Here is a 17,266-nt window from a genome sequence, read left to right on the forward strand (position 1 = left end):
CCTTCGCCCCCTGGCGCCCCGCCGGTCCATGGACAAAGATCACTTCTGTTTGGACGCACGGGCACACAGGGGCACGCAAGGGCACGCACCGGGACAGCGACACCGGAGACAGGGCGAGGAAGGAAGGCCGATGTACCACACCTGGATGCGCTTCTTCACCCCCAGCCCGCTCCACCACCGGCTGGGCCTGGTCTGCCTGGGGGTCGGGCTGCAACACGGCACCCTGCCGACGGTCGGGCCGCGCACCCTGGACCACCACGTGGCCGTCGTCATCCACTCCGGCAGCGGATGGTTCGACAGCCCGGACGGCCGCCGGCTCCCTGTCGTCGCCCCCAGCCTGATCTGGCTGACCCCCGGCGCCCCGCACCACTACGGCGCCGACCCGGGCACCGGCTGGGACGAGAGCTTCGTCGACTTCACCGGCCCCGCCACCACCACGTACACCGAACTCGGCTACATCGAGCCCGACCGCCCCCTCGTCCCGCTCGCCGACACCGCCGGACCGCGCGCCGCGGTGGGGCGGATGGTACGGGCCGCCCGACGCGGCAACCCGCTGCTGGAGGTCGAGACCGGCGCCGCCGTCCACGAACTCCTCGTCGCCCTGCGCCGGGCCCGCGCCGATGTCGGCCCCGACGGCGCCCCCGTCCTCCAGGCCCTCGCACGCGACGCCTTCCAGCCCCTCACCGTCGCCGAGCACGCCGCCAGACACGGCATGACACCCGCCGAACTACGCACCGCGGTACGGCGGGGCGCCGGATGCAGCCCGAAGGACTACCTCCTCGGCATCCGGCTCGGCCACGCCAAGGAACTCCTCGCCGCCACCGACCTGCCGGTCGCAGCCGTCGCCCGCCGCGTCGGCTACGACGACCCGGCGTACTTCTCCCGACTCTTCGCCCGCCGGGTCGGCACCGCCCCCGTCCGGTTCCGCGACCAGCAGGGCCACAGTGTCCCCGGCGGCTGGAGCGACCGGATCCCCGACCCCGAGGACCCACCGACGATCCCCCCGCCCGGCCCTTAGTGCCGGGGCAAACGTTGCCGGCCACCGCATTAAGCTCCCTGACCATGACCACGAGGGACATCGACGAGTCCGTGAGCGCGGAACTCAACCGGCTGCGCCAGAGCATCGACAACATCGACGCCGCTGTTGTGTACATGATTGCCGAGCGTTTCAAGTGCACCCAGCAGGTCGGCCATCTCAAGGCCGCCCACCACCTTCCCCCCGCCGACCCGGCCCGTGAGAGCCGACAGATCGCCCGCCTGAGACAACTCGCGGAGAGCGCCCACCTGGACCCGGCCTTCGCCGAGAAACTCCTCAACTTCATCGTGGCGGAAGTCATCCGGCACCACGAACGCATCGCGGACGAGTCGACCGCACACGACCAGGCCTGAGCACCACGGGCCGTGCCCCCACCCCTCCGGCACGGCCCACCCCCAACCCCACACGATCCCGCCCGCACAGCCCCGCAGAACCCGCCTGCGCCCCGCCCACCCCGTACGGCAGCATGGACACATGTCCGTACTGACGCGCGACGAAGCGCAGACCCGAGCCCAGATCCTCGACGTACACCGGTACACCATCGAACTCGACCTCACCCAAGGGGAGGAGACCTTCGACTCCCGTACCGTCATCCAGTTCACCGCCACCGCGCCCGGGAACACCTTCGTCGAACTCAAGCCGGACACCCTCCGCTCCATCAGCCTCGACGGACAACCCCTCGACCCCGACCACCTCACCGAGAACCGCTTCCCGCTCACCACCCTCACCCCCGGCCCCCACGAACTCCGCATCGACACCGCCATGCGCTACTCCCGCACCGGCGAAGGCATGCACCGCTTCACCGACCCCACCGACGGCGAGACCTACCTCTACACCCAACTCTTCATGGAGGACGTCCAGCGCGTCTTCGCCGCCTTCGACCAACCCGACCTCAAATCCGTCTTCGACCTCACCGTCACCGCCCCCGAAGACTGGACCGTCCTCGGCAACGGCATCGCCGAACACCACGGCGACGGCCGATGGACCCTCGCCCCCACCCCCCGCATCTCCACCTACCTCGTCGCCGTCGCCGCCGGCCCCTGGCACTCCGTGACCACCGAACACGCCGGACTGCCCTTCGGTATCCACTGCCGCCGCTCCCTCGCCCCCCACCTCGACGCCGACGCCGACGAGATCCTCGACATCACCCGCGCCTGCTTCGACCGCTACCACGAAAAATTCGACGAGCCCTACCCCTTCGACTCCTACGACCAGGCCTTCGTCCCCGAATTCAACGCCGGCGCCATGGAGAACCCCGGACTCGTCACCTTCCGCGACGAATTCGTCTACCGCTCCGCCGTCACCGACACCGAACGCCAGACCCGCGGCATGGTCATCGCCCACGAAATGGCCCACATGTGGTTCGGCGACCTCGTCACCCTCGCCTGGTGGGACGACATCTGGCTCAACGAGTCCTTCGCCGAGTACATGGGCTACCAGACCCTCGCCGAAGCCACCCGATTCACCGACACCTGGGTCGACTTCGGCGTCGTCCGCAAGGGCTGGGGATACGACGCCGACCAACGCCCCTCCACCCACCCCGTCGCACCCGACCCCGCCGCCGTCCCCGACACCGCCTCCGCCCTGCTCAACTTCGACGGCATCTCCTACGCCAAGGGCGCATCAGCCCTCCGCCAACTCGTCACCTGGCTCGGCGAAAAAGACTTCCTGACCGGCATCAACACCCACTTCGCCCGCCACAAGTTCGCCAACGCCACCCTCGCCGACTTCATCGACAACCTCGCATCTGCCACCGACCGCGACGTCCACGCCTGGGCCGACGCCTGGCTGCGCACCACCGGAGTCGACACCCTCACCCCCCACATCGACGAAACCGACGGCACCTGGTCCCTCACCGTCGACCACCACGGCACCCGCCCCCACCGCGTCGCCGTCGGCGCATACGACCACGCCCCCGACGCCCACTCCGGCCCCGACCGCCTCCTCCTGCGCGAACGCATCGAGATCGACATCCCCCAGAACGGCACGGCCAAGACCCTCCCCGGCCGACGCCCCGCCCTCGTCGTCCTCAACGACAACGACCTCAGCTACACCAAGGTCCGCCTCGACACCACCTCCTGGAACACCGTCCAGCGCGACCTCTCCGGCATCCCCGACGCACTGACCCGCGCCGTCATCTGGAACACCGCCCGCGACATGGTCCGCGACGGCGAACTCGACCCCACCACCTACCTCCACACAGCCCGCGCCCACCTCCCGCACGAAACCGACCTCGCCCTCGCCCAAGGCGTACTCACCTTCGCCCGCACCCAGATCACCGACCGCTACCTCGCCCCCGAAAACCGCCCCGCCGCCCTCACCACCCTCACCGCCCTCTGCCGCGACCTCACCCGCCGCACCGAAGACGGCCACAACCCCGGCCTCCGCCTCGTTGCCGTACGCCACCTCATCGACGCCGCCACCCAACCCGACACCCTCCAGGACTGGCTCACCAACGGCACCGTCCCCGGCGGACCCGAACTCGACCCCGAACTCCGCTGGCGCATCCTCACCCGCCTCGCCGTCCTCGGCGCCATCGACGACACCACCATCGCCACCGAACTCCGCAACGACCCCAGCGCCACCGGCCAGGAAGGCGCCGCCCGCTGCCGGGCCGCCCTCCCCACCCCCGACGCCAAAGCCACCGCCTGGCAGGCCCTCTTCCACGACGACAGCGTCTCCAACTACCTCTTCATCGCCACCGCCCAAGGCTTCTGGCAACCCGAACAGGCCGAACTCCTCCAGGACTACATCCCCCGCTACTACCCCGACGCCACCCAGCTCGCCACCCGCCGCGGCCCCGCCATCGCCCAAGCCGCAGGCACCCACGCATTCCCCGCATACGCCGTCGACCCCCACACCCTCCACCTCGGCGAACAAGCCCTCCACACCAACGACCTCACCCCCGCCCTCCGCCGCAAGATCACCGACCAGATCGACGACCTGCGCCGCGCCCTCGCCGTACGCAACACCCACTGACCCACCCCCACACACCACCCACCCGTGCCCGGCACGCCCCCACCCCACAGGGACGCGCCGGGCACGCGTGTGTCCAGAACCCCGCACCCATACCACCCACACCCCCAACCACAGCCCCCCACCCCACCCACATCCCCCTTTCGAGTTGAGATCACCAAGCTCTACGGCAGCGCACCCACACCACCCGACAAGCTGGCATGCACCCCCATGCCCACCCCGCGCACCCGAAGGGCCCCACCACCATGCCCACCCCCACCCCACCCCTCGCCGGCTCCACCACCGGCCCCACCGCCCTACGCCCCCTCATCGACACCGTCCTCACCGCACTCCACGACGGCGCCCACCGACGCGACGGCCCCCTCCCCGCCGGCGGACCCGACACCATCACCACCCGCACCCGCACCGCCACCCACCCCGTCATCCCCGAACACGGCACCGACCCCCACCACGCCCTCCGCACCCTCATCACCGCCCTCACCGAAGGCGCCGCAGACCCCGCACACCCCCACTGCACCGCCCACCTCCACACCCCACCCCTCGCCCTCGCCACCGCAGCAGACCTCGCCGCCTCCGCCCTCAACCCCTCCATGGACTCCTGGGACCAAGCCCCCGCCGCCTCCGTCCTCGAAGCCGACCTCACCACCGCACTCGCCACCGAGATCTACCCCCACCAACCCACACCCGACGCACTCCTCACCACCGGAGGCACCGAAGCCAACCAACTCGCCCTCCTCCTCGCCCGCGAACGCAACGGCCCCGTCCAGACCATCTGCGCCACCAACGCCCACCACAGCATCACCCGCGCCGCCTGGCTCCTCGGACTCCCCACCCCCGCCACCATCCCCGCCCCCACCGGCGTCATGGACCTCGCCGCCCTCGACGACGCCCTCACCCACCTCCATCCACCCCTCCTCGTCACCGCCACCGCAGGCACCACCGACACCGGCCAGATCGACCCCCTCGCCGACATCGCCGACCTCTGCACCACCCACGGCGCCGAACTCCACATCGACGCCGCCTACGGCGGCCCACTCCTCTTCAGCCCCACCCACCGAGGCAAGATCCACGGCCTCGACCGCGCCCACAGCGTCACCCTCGACCTCCACAAACTCGGCTGGCAACCCGCACCCGCAGGCATCCTCGCCGTCCCCCACCACACCCACCTCCACGCACTCCACCACCAAGCCCCCTACCTCAACGCCCACGACGACACCGAAGCCGGCCTCCCCGACCTCCTCGGCCGCTCCCTACGCACCACCCGCCGCCCCGACGCACTCAAAATCGCCGTCACCCTCAAAGCCCTCGGCCGCACCGGACTCGCCGACCTCATCGACCGCACCATCACCGCCGCCCACCACCTCGCCGACCTCATCGCCCAAACCCCCACCCTCGACCTCTACGACCGCCCCACCATCAGCACCGTCCTCTTCCGACCCACCAACACCGACAACACCACCGTCGCCACCATCCGCCGCACCCTCCTCACCCGCGGCCACGCCGTACTCGGCCGCGCCCACACCGACAACCGCCTCTGGCTCAAAGCCACCCTCCTCAACCCCCACACCACCCCCCACGACCTCCGCACCCTCCTCGACCTCGTCACCCACCTCGCCCACGACCTCGCGGAAGGCAACACCCCCCGATGACCGACCACCCCACCCCCGACCACAACCAGCCACACGACCTCGTCGGCATCGGCATCGGACCCTTCAACCTCTCCCTCGCCGCCCTCGCCCACGGCATCCCCCCCAACCCCCACCCCCTCACCACCACCTTCTACGACCAAAAACCCGCCTTCCACTGGCACCCCGGCCTCCTCATCGACGGAGCCACCCTCCAAGTCCCCTTCCTCGCCGACCTCGTCACCCTCGCCAACCCCGCAAGCCCCTGGACCTTCCTCAACTACCTACGCCACCACGAACGACTCTTCCCCTTCTACTTCGCCGAACGCTTCCACATCCAACGCGCCGAATACGACGCCTACTGCCGCTGGGTCAGCAACCAACTCCCCAACCTCCACTTCAACCACCAGATCGACGCCATCCGCTGGAACCACGACCGCGCCCTCTTCGAAGTCGACTACACCCAACTCGACACCGACGGCGAAGCCAAAGCCCTCGGCCGCACCCACACCCGCCACATCGCCCTCGGCATCGGCACCGAACCCCACATCCCCGAACCCCTCAAACCCCTCGTCGAAACCGAAACCCTCCCCGTCATCCACTCCGCCGACTACCTCCACCACCGACAACAACTCCTCGAAGCCGAACACATCACCATCATCGGATCCGGACAATCAGGCGCCGAAATCTTCCTCGACCTCCTACGCGCCCGCCCCCCAGGCCACGAAAAACTCCACTGGCTCACCCGCACCCAGGCCTTCGCACCCATGGAGTACTCCAAACTCGGCCTCGAACACTTCACCCCCGACTACACCCGCTACTTCCACGCCCTACCCGAAACCGTCCGCGACCACCTCGTCCCCCGCCAATGGCAACTCCACAAAGGCATCGACACCGACACCATCAACACCATCCACGACGAGCTCTACCGACGCACCCTCCACGGCGGCTGGCCCGACACCACCCTCACCCCCGGAATCTCCGTACGCACCGCAGAACGCCTCACCAACAACCGCATCGAACTCCACCTCCAACACACCCAACAAAACACCCGCACCAGCCTCACCACCGACGCCGTCATCCTCGCCACCGGCTACCACGAACGCCCCCTCGACCACCTCCTCACCGCCCTCGACCCCCACCTCCACCGCGACACCTCCGCACGCCCCCACATCGACGACCGATACCGCCTCGCCCTCGACCCCACCATCACCGGCCACATCTACGTACAGAACGCCGAACGCCACACCCACGGCGTCGGCACCCCCGACCTCGGCCTCGCCGCCTGGCGCAGCGCCACCATCCTCAACGACCTCACCCACACCACCACCTACCCCCTCCCCGAACGCACCGCCTTCACCACCTTCGGACTCACCCCCCACCCCTCCACCCTCCCCACCCAGAACCCCGGCCTCACCCCCCTCACCCGGACCAACTGACACCCCCTCACGCAGAACAACTGGCACCCCCCACACCACAGAAAACGGCCGCCCCCTCCACCAGGAGAGGACGGCCACCACCCCGAAGAACCACCCACCAAGGCCCCCGGTTACCCCGCAACGTGAATGCCCACGAAGGCGGCCTTCACGATGCCGACGCACGGTGACGACGATGCCCCACCGGAGGAGATTCCGGCATGATGGACGTCGGCAAGGCGTCGTTTTCATCAGCGAGAAGCCGACGTCGGCGTCGCCACCGGCCGTGTCGAGGTGATCGGACTCAGGTGGAGGCAGGCAGACCGGCCCCCGGTTGCCTGCGCGCCACAACGCGTGCGATCCGCTGTTCAAGCATTGCCTGGCAATCCGGCCACTCCGCTGCGGTGATGGAGAAGATCGCAGAGTCACGGAGCCGGCCCTCTTCGCCCGGCGCCCAAGAACGGGACCAGTTCCGCAACACGCCCTCGAAGCGCGCGCCCACCCCTTCGATTGCGGCCCTTGACCGGCCGTTGCGCGCGTCCGTCTTCAGGTCGACGCGCGCCACCCCCCAGTTCTCGAACGCCTGCCGGAACAGCAAGTACTTGGCCTCGGTGGGTCGACCCCGGCCGGCGCAGCGATCATGTTGGCGGCCACGGCGCTGACCCAGGTCCGGCCGAAGTGACGGGCGGCGTCACGGCCAGCCGGGTTCACCAGCCGTCGCCGATGTCGAAGTTGGCGGCGATCGGCATGCCGTTGTGCGCGAACACCACCACGAGGTAGTAGTCCGACGCGGTCAGCCCGGCGTAGATCCGTTCCGCCAGCTCCGAACTCGCGACGTCCTCCGACCGTGAGATCACGGTGAGCATCGCGGGCACCTGGTCCAGCACTCCGGATTGTGATTCCAGTGGACCCGAGTAGAGACCAGCGCTCAGGTCGTCGTTGTCGAACCAGTAGTTGTATCCGTCGCAGTCGTTGGGTGTGATCGTCCCGCCCTCGAAGGATGTCCCCAGGATGCGCGAGACGTCCGCCCACAGGCGGTCGCCGAACTCTCTGCTCCGGAAGGCGTCCGGCTGCGCGGGCCCGACATAGAAGTCGAAGTCACATTTGTAACCGTCGTACTGCGCGAAATCTGGCATCGGAATCTCTCTACAGGTTGCCATGAAAGGGGGAAGCCGCCGCTCACCGGGGCGGGCGGCGGCTCCCCGTTCCGGAACGGAGGACCGGACTAGAAGCAACGCCATTCAGTTAGCTGTGGGGCTCGTTCGTCAAGGGCGATAGGCGGAACAGCGGAGCTGCCGTAGAAGAGGTCTGTCACTCCAAGACTTCCTCACCACGGGAGCTCCGCTGTTGCCCGAGCGGCAGCGCGTTGCGACAGACCCGCCAACGACTGGGGGCGGCACCGTTGAAGGCACTGTTCGACATGGTGCGGGACCCGGTGGCCACGGTCGCGGCCCAGACGCGGTGGCGCGGGCTCCTGGTAGTGGCGGTCTACGGCACACTGCTGCCGGTGCCGGACACCCCGGAAAACCTCACGGTCTTCGCCAAGCAGCTGTGCAACCACGGATCTGGGGGATATCCGCAGGTCCGGCTGGCAGTGCTGGTGGCCTGCGGGACCCGCGCGGTGATCGGGGCGGCGTTCGGCCCGTCCACTACCGGTGAGCTGGAGTACGCCGGCCGGCTCGCGGACGACTTACGCGCGGGGATGCTGCTGGGTGACCGGAACTTCGCCGCTGCCGGCCTGCTGAACCGGTTCGCCGCCACCGGCGCCCATCTGCTGGTGCGGCGCAAGTCCGCACGGAGGCTGCCGCCGGTGGCAACTGTGGTGACGGCTCGTTCCTGGCCCGGCTCGGCACGTTGACCGTCCGGGTGATCGACGCCGAGATCAGCATCGTCACCTCCCAAGGGTCACGCACCGGTCACTACCGGCTGTTGACCACCCTTACCGACCCGGCGGAGTATCCGGCCGCCGAACTCATCCGGCCCCACCACGAACGCCAGGAGATCGAGACAGCCTACGCAGAGTTGAAATCCACGATCCTGTGTGGGCGGGTCCTGCGCGCCCGCACCCCCACCGGGGTGGAGCAGGAGGTCCGGGCCCTGCTGGTGGCCTACCAGGCGCTGCGGACCGCGATGACGGATGCCACCGACAGCCTCCCGGGCACCGACCCGGACCGGGCAGGGTTCACCGTCGCGCTGCCTGCCGCCCGCGACCAGCTCGTCCTGGCCGCGGGCATCATCACCGACACCGTTGCTGACCTGGTCGGAGTCATCGGCCGCCACGTACTGGCCCAGCTCCTGCCGAAACGGCGAGTCCGCACAAAAGACCGCATCGTCAAACGCGCGATCCCCAAGTACAACGCGCGCGGACCCGCCATCGACCGGGCCACATACAAGGCCACCATCAGCATCAACATACTCACCACACCCTTGACGCCACCCGGCCGACTGAACGGCGTGGCATCTAGAACACCGGCACACCATCCCGCGTCAGACGCCAACCCACCGAAGCGAACTCCGCACCATCCACCGAACCCTTCGCCTGCACCCACGAAATGATCGTGTTACGGATCTCCTCCGAATTCGCCCACACCTGCTGCGCACCCGGCACATGCGGGAAATTACCCCCACCACTCGCCCGGTAATTGTTCACCGCCAGCACGAACTGCGCCGCCGGATCGATCGGCTCACCCTCGAACGACAGATTCACGATCCGCGAACCAACCGGCTTCGCAATATCGATGTCGTACGTCACACCCCACACCGCGTCATAGTTGTAGTCCGGAATACCACCCGCGTTCGTCAACGCCGCCGGATCCACCGAAGCACCCGCCGCAGTCTGCACGTAATACCGCGCCGAGAACTCCAAGTACTCCCTGATCTGCGCACCCGTCAACAACCGCGCCTCAAGAGTGTTCTCGAACGGATACAGACCCGCCGCATCCTTGATCGTCACCTCCCCGGCCGGAATCCGCGCCGTACGCGAGAAACACGACGCCTGCGACAGCACCGGAAGCGCCTCGTACGCACCCCCCGCCAGCGCCGCCTTCACCGTCTCCGCCTGAACGACACTGATCAGATCAATGATCGGCTCGTCCTTCCAGGCCGCCTCCGCCGTCGTCATCTCCGCCGCCGACGTACCGATGACCTGGTTGACGTACGCCACCACCTTCTCGTGCTCATCCGCCAACAGCTTCGTGATCTCCGGATCCTCGCCCACCGTGTTGGAGTTCAGCACCCGCGAACCCGCCTTCTCCACCACCCAACGACCCTTCTCCCACACCAGATCGAAGTCGAACAACGTCAGCCGCTGCCCCCACTTCAACGGCTCGGAGAGCACCACCTTCTTGCCCGTCTCCTTGTTCTCCACGAAATACTCGGGAATCTCCAGATGCGCATGCCCCACCAGAATCGCGTCGATCCCCGGAACCTGCTCCGCCACCAGACCCGCCGCATTCTCCACATACGGGACCTGATCACCGTACGACGACGTACCACTGCTCCCCGAGTGCGCCGACACGATCACGACATCCGCACCCATGGAACGCAACCGCGGCACGAACTTCGCCGCCTGCTCCTCCAGACCCGGGAACACCATCTTCCCGCTCACGTTCGCCTTGTCCCAGATGGCGATACCCGGATTGGTCAGACCCAGGATCGCGACCCGCACATCCGGACCGTGCGGAGTGCGCAGCTTCTTGATGACATACGGAGCGAACGCCGGCCGCAAGGTCTTCGCATCCAGCGCGTTCGCACCCAGCAGCGGGAAGTCGCACTGCTCCTCGAACTTCCGCAGCACCGGAATGCCGTAGTTGAACTCGTGGTTGCCCAGTGCCGCGGCGTCATACCCGATCGCGTTCATCGCCTGCGCCATCGGATGCACCGGACCACGCTTCGCCGTGATCGGATCGATCTTGGCGTAGTAGTACGACAACTGCGTGCCCTGGATCGTGTCACCCGCATCGATCAGCAGGGTGTTCTGACGGCCCTTCTCCTCACGCACCTGGTCCACCAGCGTGGAGATCTTCGCCAGACCCACATCATTGTGAGCCTTGTCGTCGAACTCCGCATCGGTGAAATAGTCCCAGTTGAAGACGTTCCCATGCAGATCGGTCGTCCCCATCACGGTGAACGAGTACCGCTTCGGCGGACGTCCATGGCCCCGCCCCTCGGCAGCAGCCGGAACGGCAGAACCGCCCACGATCGCCGCACCGGCACCGGCAGCCGCCGACGTGCCCAGGAACGTCCTACGGTTCAGCGGCATTTCGTCTCCCACATCTCTGATCCATGCCTCTCGGCTCACAAACGGTCCAGCCCCAGGACGAATCGGACACCGCCCAACCCGCCCAGACCGCACACAACGCGCGTAGATAATCGCCCAGAAGCCACCCCCCGCAACACCCCCAGCAGGTTTCGATCTGATGACCACCCGTTCTCCCACCCGGATGCGAAAGTGGACACATGACCGAAACCCCGCCCCCCTACGGCACCCCCGACCACCCCCGCGTCGCCGTCCGCGGCGAAGCCCGCCTCGAAGTCGACCCCGAAACCGCCCGCATCGGCATCACCGTCACCGCCCGCGGAAAAGACCGCCGCACCGCCCTCGAAGACCTCACCCGACGCAACAACCACGTCCTCGAACTCGCCCGCACCTACGGCCAAGCAGTCGAAAAACTCGAAACCGGCGCACTCTCCCTCACCCCCGAACTCACCCCACGCGGCCGCGACGAAAAAATCCGCGCCTACCACGGCCGCGTCCACGTCACCGCCGTCCTCAACGACTTCACCGCACTCGGCGAACTCACCACCCGCATCGCCGACCTCGACATGACCCGCGTCGACGGCCCCTGGTGGAGCCTGCGCCCCGACTCACCCGCCCACGCAACCGCCCGCCGCCAAGCCGTACACGAAGCCGTCCAACGCGCCCGCGAATACGCCGACGCCCTCGGCGCCCACCTCACCGCCCTCGTCGAACTCGCCGACCTCGGCGCCGAGAACACCGCCCCCCTGGCCATGCCCGCCCCACCCGGCGGCATCCGGGGCCGCGCAGCCTACGGAAGCGCGACCGAACCCGCCCCGGCCCTCGACCTCGAACCGCAACGCCAGACCGTCTACGCCCAGGTCAATGCCCGCTTCACCATGTCCCCGCCACAACTATGAGATGAATGCTCATCCGAGCACCGCGATGCACAATTCAACGCTTATCAACAACGCTTCACCCAAAGGCCGTTGGGTCGTCACGCACGACCAATCGACTACCCATAGGTAAGGTCTAGGCTCGATCCATGCGCCGAGCAAAAATCGTCTGCACCCTGGGCCCCGCAACCGACACATACGACCAGATCAAGGCACTCGTCGAAGCCGGAATGGACATCGCCCGCCTCAACCTCAGCCACGGCACCTACGTCGAACACGAAGAACGCTACCGCCACGTCCGCAAAGCCTCCGACGAAACCGGACACAGCGTCGGCATCCTCGTCGACCTACAAGGCCCGAAGATCCGCCTCGGCCGATTCCGCGAAGGCCCCGTACTCCTCGAACGCGGCGACCACTTCACCATCACCGTCGAACCCGAAGAAGGCGACCGCCACATCTGCGGCACCACCTACAACGGACTCGCCACCGACGTCACCACCGGCGAACGCATCCTCGTCGACGACGGCCGCGTCACCCTCGAAGTCACCGAAGTCGACGGCCCCCGCGTCCACACCACCGTCATCGAAGGCGGCATGGTCTCCGACCACAAAGGCCTCAACCTCCCCGGCGTCGCCGTCTCCGTCCCCGCACTCTCCGAAAAGGACATCGAAGACCTCCGCTGGGCCCTGCGCACCGGCGCCGACGTCATCGCCCTCTCCTTCGTACGCAGCGGACGCGACATCGAGGACGTCCACCGCATCATGGACGAGGAGGACCGCCGCCTCCCCGTCATCGCCAAGATCGAGAAACCCCAGGCCGTCGACAACATCGACGGCATCGTCGCCGCCTTCGACGGCATCATGGTCGCCCGCGGCGACCTCGGCGTCGAAATGCCCCTCGAACAAGTGCCGATGGTGCAGAAGCGCGCGATCAAACTCGCCAAACGCAACGCCAAACCGGTCATCGTCGCCACCCAGATGCTCGACTCGATGATCGACAACTCCCGCCCCACCCGCGCCGAGGCCTCCGACGTCGCCAACGCGGTCATCGACGGCACGGACGCGGTCATGCTCTCCGGCGAGACCAGCGTGGGCAAGTACCCCGTCGAGACGGTCCGCACCATGTCCCGCATCGTCGAAGCCGCCGAGACGGACATCCTCGCCAAGGGCCTCCCGCCCCTCACCGAACGCAACAAACCCCGCACCCAGGGCGGCGCGGTGGCCCGTGCGGCAGCCGAGATGGGCGACTTCCTGGGCGCCAGGTTCCTGGTCGCCTTCACCCAGAGCGGCGACACGGTCAGGCGCCTCTCCCGCTACCGCTCACCCATCCCGCTCCTGGCCTTCACCCCGGAGCCGGCCACCCGCTCCCAGCTGAGCCTGACGTGGGGCGTGGAGACCTTCCTCGGCCCGCACGTCGATTCGACGGACGCGATGGTGGCCCAGGTCGACGAGGAACTGCTGAAGATCGGCCGGTGCAAGGAGGGCGACGTCGTGGTCATCACGGCCGGTTCCCCGCCGGGAGTCCCGGGCTCGACGAACCTGGTCCGGGTGCACCGCATCGGCGAGAGTGACGGCCTGAAGTAGCCCGGCTGTCAGTACTTCGGCCCGACGTGGGCGTCCATCAGCGCGACGGACGCCCGTCGGGCGACGGAGATGTTGAACGGATCGCTGCCGCGCGCGAGAGTTGTCCACTCGACCCCGACAGCGGTGAGTGTGTCGCTGAACAGCTTGCGGATGTCGTCCGACTTGTTGGCGAAGAAGTAACGGGGATACTCGTAGCGCTTCCGTTCGCCGCCGATGAGCTTCGTGGTCCAGTTGGTGATGCGGCAGCCATCGGAGTGGATGAGCCCACGGATGAAGTCCCAGGGGTTCGAACCAACGATTTCCTGTTGCCAGGCCTCCAGCGTGATCAGCCGTTCGTGCTTCTTCCCGGGGCCGTGCTGAGGGAAGAGGCAGGGCAGATGCTTCGAGTAGACCTTGATGTTGTGGCACCCGGTCTTTCGAACCCGACTTGTGGCATTGTCCGGGAACACTTTGCGCATGGCCGCCTCGGCTTCGTCCTGAATGCCGGGCCAGGAGTCGTCGAGAGTGATCACGAGATTCGGCACTCGGTGCTGTGTGTGCCGGCTTATGTGGCCGTCGCCCAGGTAGAGGCCCAGAAGGTAGGCGTAGGCGGACTCGTTCAGATCGGCGCCATCACATCGATTGCACGACGGGGTGTGTGACCCCGGACAATCACCTCGTCTGGAGCGGTCTACGTGGAGCCAGTACGAGACGGTGCCGCGAGGCACGTTCAGCTGGCGGGCGACATCTGCACCTTTTGCGCCGGACCTGAGGAGGGTGAGCGCCTTCTGGCGTACCTCTATGCCGTGAAAGTTCACGGCACCACTCTCAGCGACGACAGGTGGCCATGAGTAGCAAAAAGTGGATGTTCACGAGAAGGTGAACATCCACTTCAGGATGTGCCGGGTGCGGGAGTCGAACCCGCACGTCCTTTCGGACAGATGTGTTTGAGACATCAGCGTCTGCCATTCCGCCAACCCGGCTGGCCAACCCGGTCGGAGTCTACCGGGTCCCCGCGGGTTCCCGCAGCTAGGTAGGCTGCATGAGCAGCAGCATCTGCCCGGCCCGTAACGAGGAGCCCCGTGACAACCCCCGAGCCACCCAAGCCCACCGCCGACGACGACAAGTCGCACGTTCCGCCGCTGACGACCCGCGTCGTCATCGCCGAGGACGAGGCGCTCATCCGTCTCGACCTCAAAGAGATGCTGGAGGAAGAGGGCTACGCGGTCGTCGGTGAGGCCGGGGACGGTCAGAGGGCTGTCGAGCTGGCCCGGGAGCACCGGCCGGATCTGGTCATCCTCGATGTGAAGATGCCGGTTCTCGATGGGATCTCTGCCGCGGAGAAGATCGCTGAGGAGTCCATTGCGCCTGTTCTGATGCTGACCGCTTTCTCGCAGCGTGATCTTGTCGAGCGGGCGCGGGATGCCGGGGCGATGGCGTATCTGGTGAAGCCGTTCAGCAAGAGCGATGTGGTGCCGGCGATCGAGATGGCGGTGTCGCGGTTCGCGGAGCTGAAGGCGTTGGAGGCCGAGGTTGCGGACCTTGCGCAGCGGCTGGAGACGCGGAAGCTGGTGGATCGGGCGAAGAGCATTCTGCAGACGGATTACGGGTTGTCGGAGCCGGCTGCGTTTCGGTGGATTCAGAAGACGTCGATGGATCGTCGGTTGTCGATGCAGCAGCTTGCTGAGGCGTTGATCGAGGACGCTGAGGAGAAGAAGAGGGCGGCGAAGGAGGGCGAGTAGTCGTTCCTGGTCGTTCCTGGTCGTGTGGATGAGGCCTGTGCCCCGGTTGTCCGGGGGACAGGCCTCATCCGTGTGGTGGTGCGGGTCAGTCTTCGCCGAGGTAGGCCTTGCGGACGGATTCGTCGTGGAGGAGGTCTGCTCCGGTGCCGGAGAGGACGATCTTGCCGACTTCCATGACGTGGCCGTGGTCCGCGAGGGAGAGCGCGGCCTGGGCGTTCTGTTCGACGAGCAGGATGGTGGTGCCCTGGGCCCTGAGTTCGACGATGGTCTCCATGATCTTCTGCATCATGATCGGGGAGAGGCCCATGGAGGGTTCGTCCAGCATGAGGAGCTTGGGCTGGCACATGAGGGCGCGGCCCATGGCGAGCATTTGTTGTTCGCCGCCCGAGAGGGTTCCTGCGGCCTGTTTGCGGCGTTCCCCGAGGATGGGGAAGAGGTCGTAGGCGCGTTGGATGTCCTTTTCGATGCCTGCTTTGTCGTTGCGGAGGTAGGCGCCGAGTTGGAGGTTTTCGGTGATCGTCAGCCGGGGGAAGATGTGGCGTCCCTCGGGGGAGTGGGCGAGGCCCAGGGAGACGATCTTGTGGGCGGGGAGGGTGCCGAGTGGTTGGCCGTCGAAGGTGATGCTGCCGCCGGCGGGCTTGAGGAGCCCGGAGAGGGTGCGCAGGGTGGTGGTTTTGCCTGCGCCGTTGGTGCCGATGAGGGTGACGACTTGGCCGGCTTCGACGGTGAAGGAGATGCCTTTGACGGCTTCGATCTTGCCGTAGGCGACGCGGAGGTCCTTGACCTCGAGTAGTGCGGTCATCGGGCGTCCTCCTCCTTGGTGCTGGTGGTGCTGGTGGTGCTGGTGGTGCTGGCTGTGTCCGTCGTGTCGGCCGTGTCCGCGGCGTCGGCCGTCTCGCTGGCTTCGGCTTCGGCTTCGGCTTGGGCGTCGGCCTCGGCATGGGCTTCGGCGGCTTCGACTTCGGCGACTTCTTCGGCGCCGGGGGCGCCTTCGAAGGGGGTGCCGAGGTAGGCGGCGATGACGCGTTCGTCGCTCTGGACGATGTCGGAGGTGCCTTCGACGAGTTTTTCGCCTTGGACGAGGACGGCGACGCGGTCGCAGAGGTTGAAGATGAACCGCATGTCGTGCTCGATGACGAGGACGGCGATGCCCTGGTCGCGGATGGCGAAGATGAGTTCTTCGGTGACGCGGGTTTCCTGGGGGTTCATGCCGGCGGTGGGCTCGTCGAGGAGCAGGAGTCCGGGGTCGCTGGCGAGTGCGCGGGCGATCTCCAGTTTGCGCTGGTCTCCGTAGGGGAGGTTGCGCGCGAGGTGGTCGGCCTTGTCCTGGAGGCCGATGAACTCCAGGAGTTCCATGGCGCGTTCGCGGCTTGCGTTTTCGGCTTTGGTGAAGCCGGGGAGGCGCAGGAGGGCGGACCAGAGGCCTTCTTTGGTTCTGGTGTGGCGGCCGACGAGGACGTTTTCCAGGACGGTCATGTTGGCGAAGAGCCGGATGTTCTGGAAGGTGCGGGCGATGCCTGCCTGGGTGACGAGGTGGGGCTTGGGGGGCAGGACGGTGCCTTTGTAGCTGACCTTGCCTTCGGTGGGGACGTAGAGGCCGGTGAGGCAGTTGAAGAAGGTGGTCTTGCCGGCGCCGTTGGGGCCGATGAGGCCGACGATTTCGCCTGTGTTGACGGTGAGGTCGACGTTGCGTACGGCGGTGAGGCCGCCGAAGCGCATGGTGACGCCACTTGCGTCGAGGACGGTGGTGGCGGTTTGTGTGGTGGTGGTCATGGTC

At 67.3% G+C, this 17,266-nt stretch carries 15 protein-coding genes, 1 tRNA gene and 1 pseudogene; 10 read left to right on the forward strand and 7 right to left on the reverse strand.

The genetic code is table 11. From position 1 onward, the window contains the following. The first annotated feature begins 130 nt into the window (after nt 1-130). The 5 genes from AB0L71_RS01155 (at nt 131) to AB0L71_RS01175 (ending at nt 7,076) form a co-directional block, all read left to right on the forward strand. A complete protein-coding gene (locus AB0L71_RS01155; protein WP_365236496.1) occupies nt 131-1,018 on the forward strand; it encodes an AraC family transcriptional regulator in 888 nt (295 codons plus the stop codon). Between the two features lie 44 nt (nt 1,019-1,062). Continuing rightward, nucleotides 1,063-1,389, forward strand: a complete 327-nt coding sequence (locus AB0L71_RS01160) for a chorismate mutase (RefSeq protein WP_365236498.1) — start codon at nt 1,063-1,065, stop codon at nt 1,387-1,389. A gap of 121 nt (nt 1,390-1,510) precedes the next feature. Continuing rightward, nucleotides 1,511-4,015: an aminopeptidase N gene (gene pepN / locus AB0L71_RS01165; RefSeq protein ID WP_365236500.1), complete on the forward strand. Its 2,505-nt coding sequence runs from the start codon at nt 1,511-1,513 to the stop codon at nt 4,013-4,015. 242 nt (nt 4,016-4,257) lie between these two features. Further along, nucleotides 4,258-5,661 carry an aminotransferase class V-fold PLP-dependent enzyme gene (locus AB0L71_RS01170; RefSeq protein ID WP_365236502.1) on the forward strand — a complete coding sequence of 468 codons (1,404 nt, stop codon included), beginning with the start codon at nt 4,258-4,260 and terminating at the stop codon, nt 5,659-5,661. Continuing rightward, a complete protein-coding gene (locus AB0L71_RS01175; RefSeq protein ID WP_365236503.1) occupies nt 5,658-7,076 on the forward strand; it encodes a SidA/IucD/PvdA family monooxygenase in 1,419 nt (472 codons plus the stop codon). Before AB0L71_RS01170 ends, AB0L71_RS01175 begins: the two co-directional genes overlap by 4 nt. 280 nt (nt 7,077-7,356) lie before the next feature. Here AB0L71_RS01175 and AB0L71_RS01180 read toward each other — a convergent pair. Together AB0L71_RS01180 and AB0L71_RS01185 are read right to left on the reverse strand one after the other, a co-directional pair. Next, nucleotides 7,357-7,662 (reverse strand): annotated as a pseudogene (locus tag AB0L71_RS01180) (GNAT family protein); the annotation flags it as partial. A 97-nt stretch (nt 7,663-7,759) separates the two neighbouring features. Next, a complete protein-coding gene (locus AB0L71_RS01185) occupies nt 7,760-8,188 on the reverse strand; it encodes a hypothetical protein (protein WP_365236505.1) in 429 nt (142 codons plus the stop codon). 266 nt (nt 8,189-8,454) lie between these two features. Here AB0L71_RS01185 and AB0L71_RS01190 point away from each other — a divergent pair, with 266 nt between their 5' ends. Next, nucleotides 8,455-8,910 (forward strand): hypothetical protein, encoded by a 456-nt coding sequence (locus tag AB0L71_RS01190; protein ID WP_365236507.1) that lies wholly within the window; start codon nt 8,455-8,457, stop codon nt 8,908-8,910. After that, entirely contained in the window at nt 8,907-9,608 is a 702-nt protein-coding gene (locus AB0L71_RS01195; RefSeq protein ID WP_365236509.1) for a hypothetical protein, read from the forward strand. Before AB0L71_RS01190 ends, AB0L71_RS01195 begins: the two co-directional genes overlap by 4 nt. Here the strand turns inward: AB0L71_RS01195 and AB0L71_RS01200 are convergent. Then, nucleotides 9,514-11,313 (reverse strand): 5'-nucleotidase C-terminal domain-containing protein, encoded by a 1,800-nt coding sequence (locus AB0L71_RS01200; protein ID WP_365236775.1) that lies wholly within the window; start codon nt 11,311-11,313, stop codon nt 9,514-9,516. The two genes, AB0L71_RS01195 and AB0L71_RS01200, sit on opposite strands and share 95 nt — an antisense overlap. Nucleotides 11,314-11,510: 197 nt before the next feature. Here AB0L71_RS01200 and AB0L71_RS01205 point away from each other — a divergent pair, with 197 nt between their 5' ends. Next, nucleotides 11,511-12,209 carry an SIMPL domain-containing protein gene (locus tag AB0L71_RS01205; RefSeq protein WP_365236511.1) on the forward strand — a complete coding sequence of 233 codons (699 nt, stop codon included), beginning with the start codon at nt 11,511-11,513 and terminating at the stop codon, nt 12,207-12,209. 125 nt (nt 12,210-12,334) lie between these two features. Beyond that, nucleotides 12,335-13,768: a pyruvate kinase gene (pyk, locus tag AB0L71_RS01210; protein WP_365236513.1), complete on the forward strand. Its 1,434-nt coding sequence runs from the start codon at nt 12,335-12,337 to the stop codon at nt 13,766-13,768. 8 nt (nt 13,769-13,776) lie between these two features. On the opposite strand, the gene AB0L71_RS01215 is transcribed toward pyk, so the two are convergent. After that, nucleotides 13,777-14,565, reverse strand: a complete 789-nt coding sequence (locus AB0L71_RS01215) for a helix-turn-helix domain-containing protein (RefSeq protein WP_365236515.1) — start codon at nt 14,563-14,565, stop codon at nt 13,777-13,779. Nucleotides 14,566-14,647: 82 nt separating this feature from the next. Next, nucleotides 14,648-14,730, reverse strand: a tRNA-Leu gene (locus tag AB0L71_RS01220). A 99-nt stretch (nt 14,731-14,829) separates the two neighbouring features. Between AB0L71_RS01220 and AB0L71_RS01225 the strand changes: the two genes are divergently transcribed. After that, nucleotides 14,830-15,489 carry a response regulator gene (locus tag AB0L71_RS01225; protein ID WP_365236517.1) on the forward strand — a complete coding sequence of 220 codons (660 nt, stop codon included), beginning with the start codon at nt 14,830-14,832 and terminating at the stop codon, nt 15,487-15,489. An 85-nt stretch (nt 15,490-15,574) separates the two neighbouring features. On the opposite strand, the gene AB0L71_RS01230 is transcribed toward AB0L71_RS01225, so the two are convergent. Both AB0L71_RS01230 and AB0L71_RS01235 read right to left on the reverse strand, forming a co-directional pair. Then, nucleotides 15,575-16,291: an ABC transporter ATP-binding protein gene (locus AB0L71_RS01230; RefSeq protein WP_365236519.1), complete on the reverse strand. Its 717-nt coding sequence runs from the start codon at nt 16,289-16,291 to the stop codon at nt 15,575-15,577. Then, nucleotides 16,288-17,262, reverse strand: a complete 975-nt coding sequence (locus AB0L71_RS01235) for an ABC transporter ATP-binding protein (protein ID WP_365236777.1) — start codon at nt 17,260-17,262, stop codon at nt 16,288-16,290. Before AB0L71_RS01235 ends, AB0L71_RS01230 begins: the two co-directional genes overlap by 4 nt. Nucleotides 17,263-17,266: the final 4 nt, after the last annotated feature.

The sequence above is a fragment of the Streptomyces sp. NPDC052052 genome, assembly GCF_040680455.1.
In the GTDB taxonomy this organism is placed as follows: Bacteria; Actinomycetota; Actinomycetes; order Streptomycetales; family Streptomycetaceae; genus Streptomyces.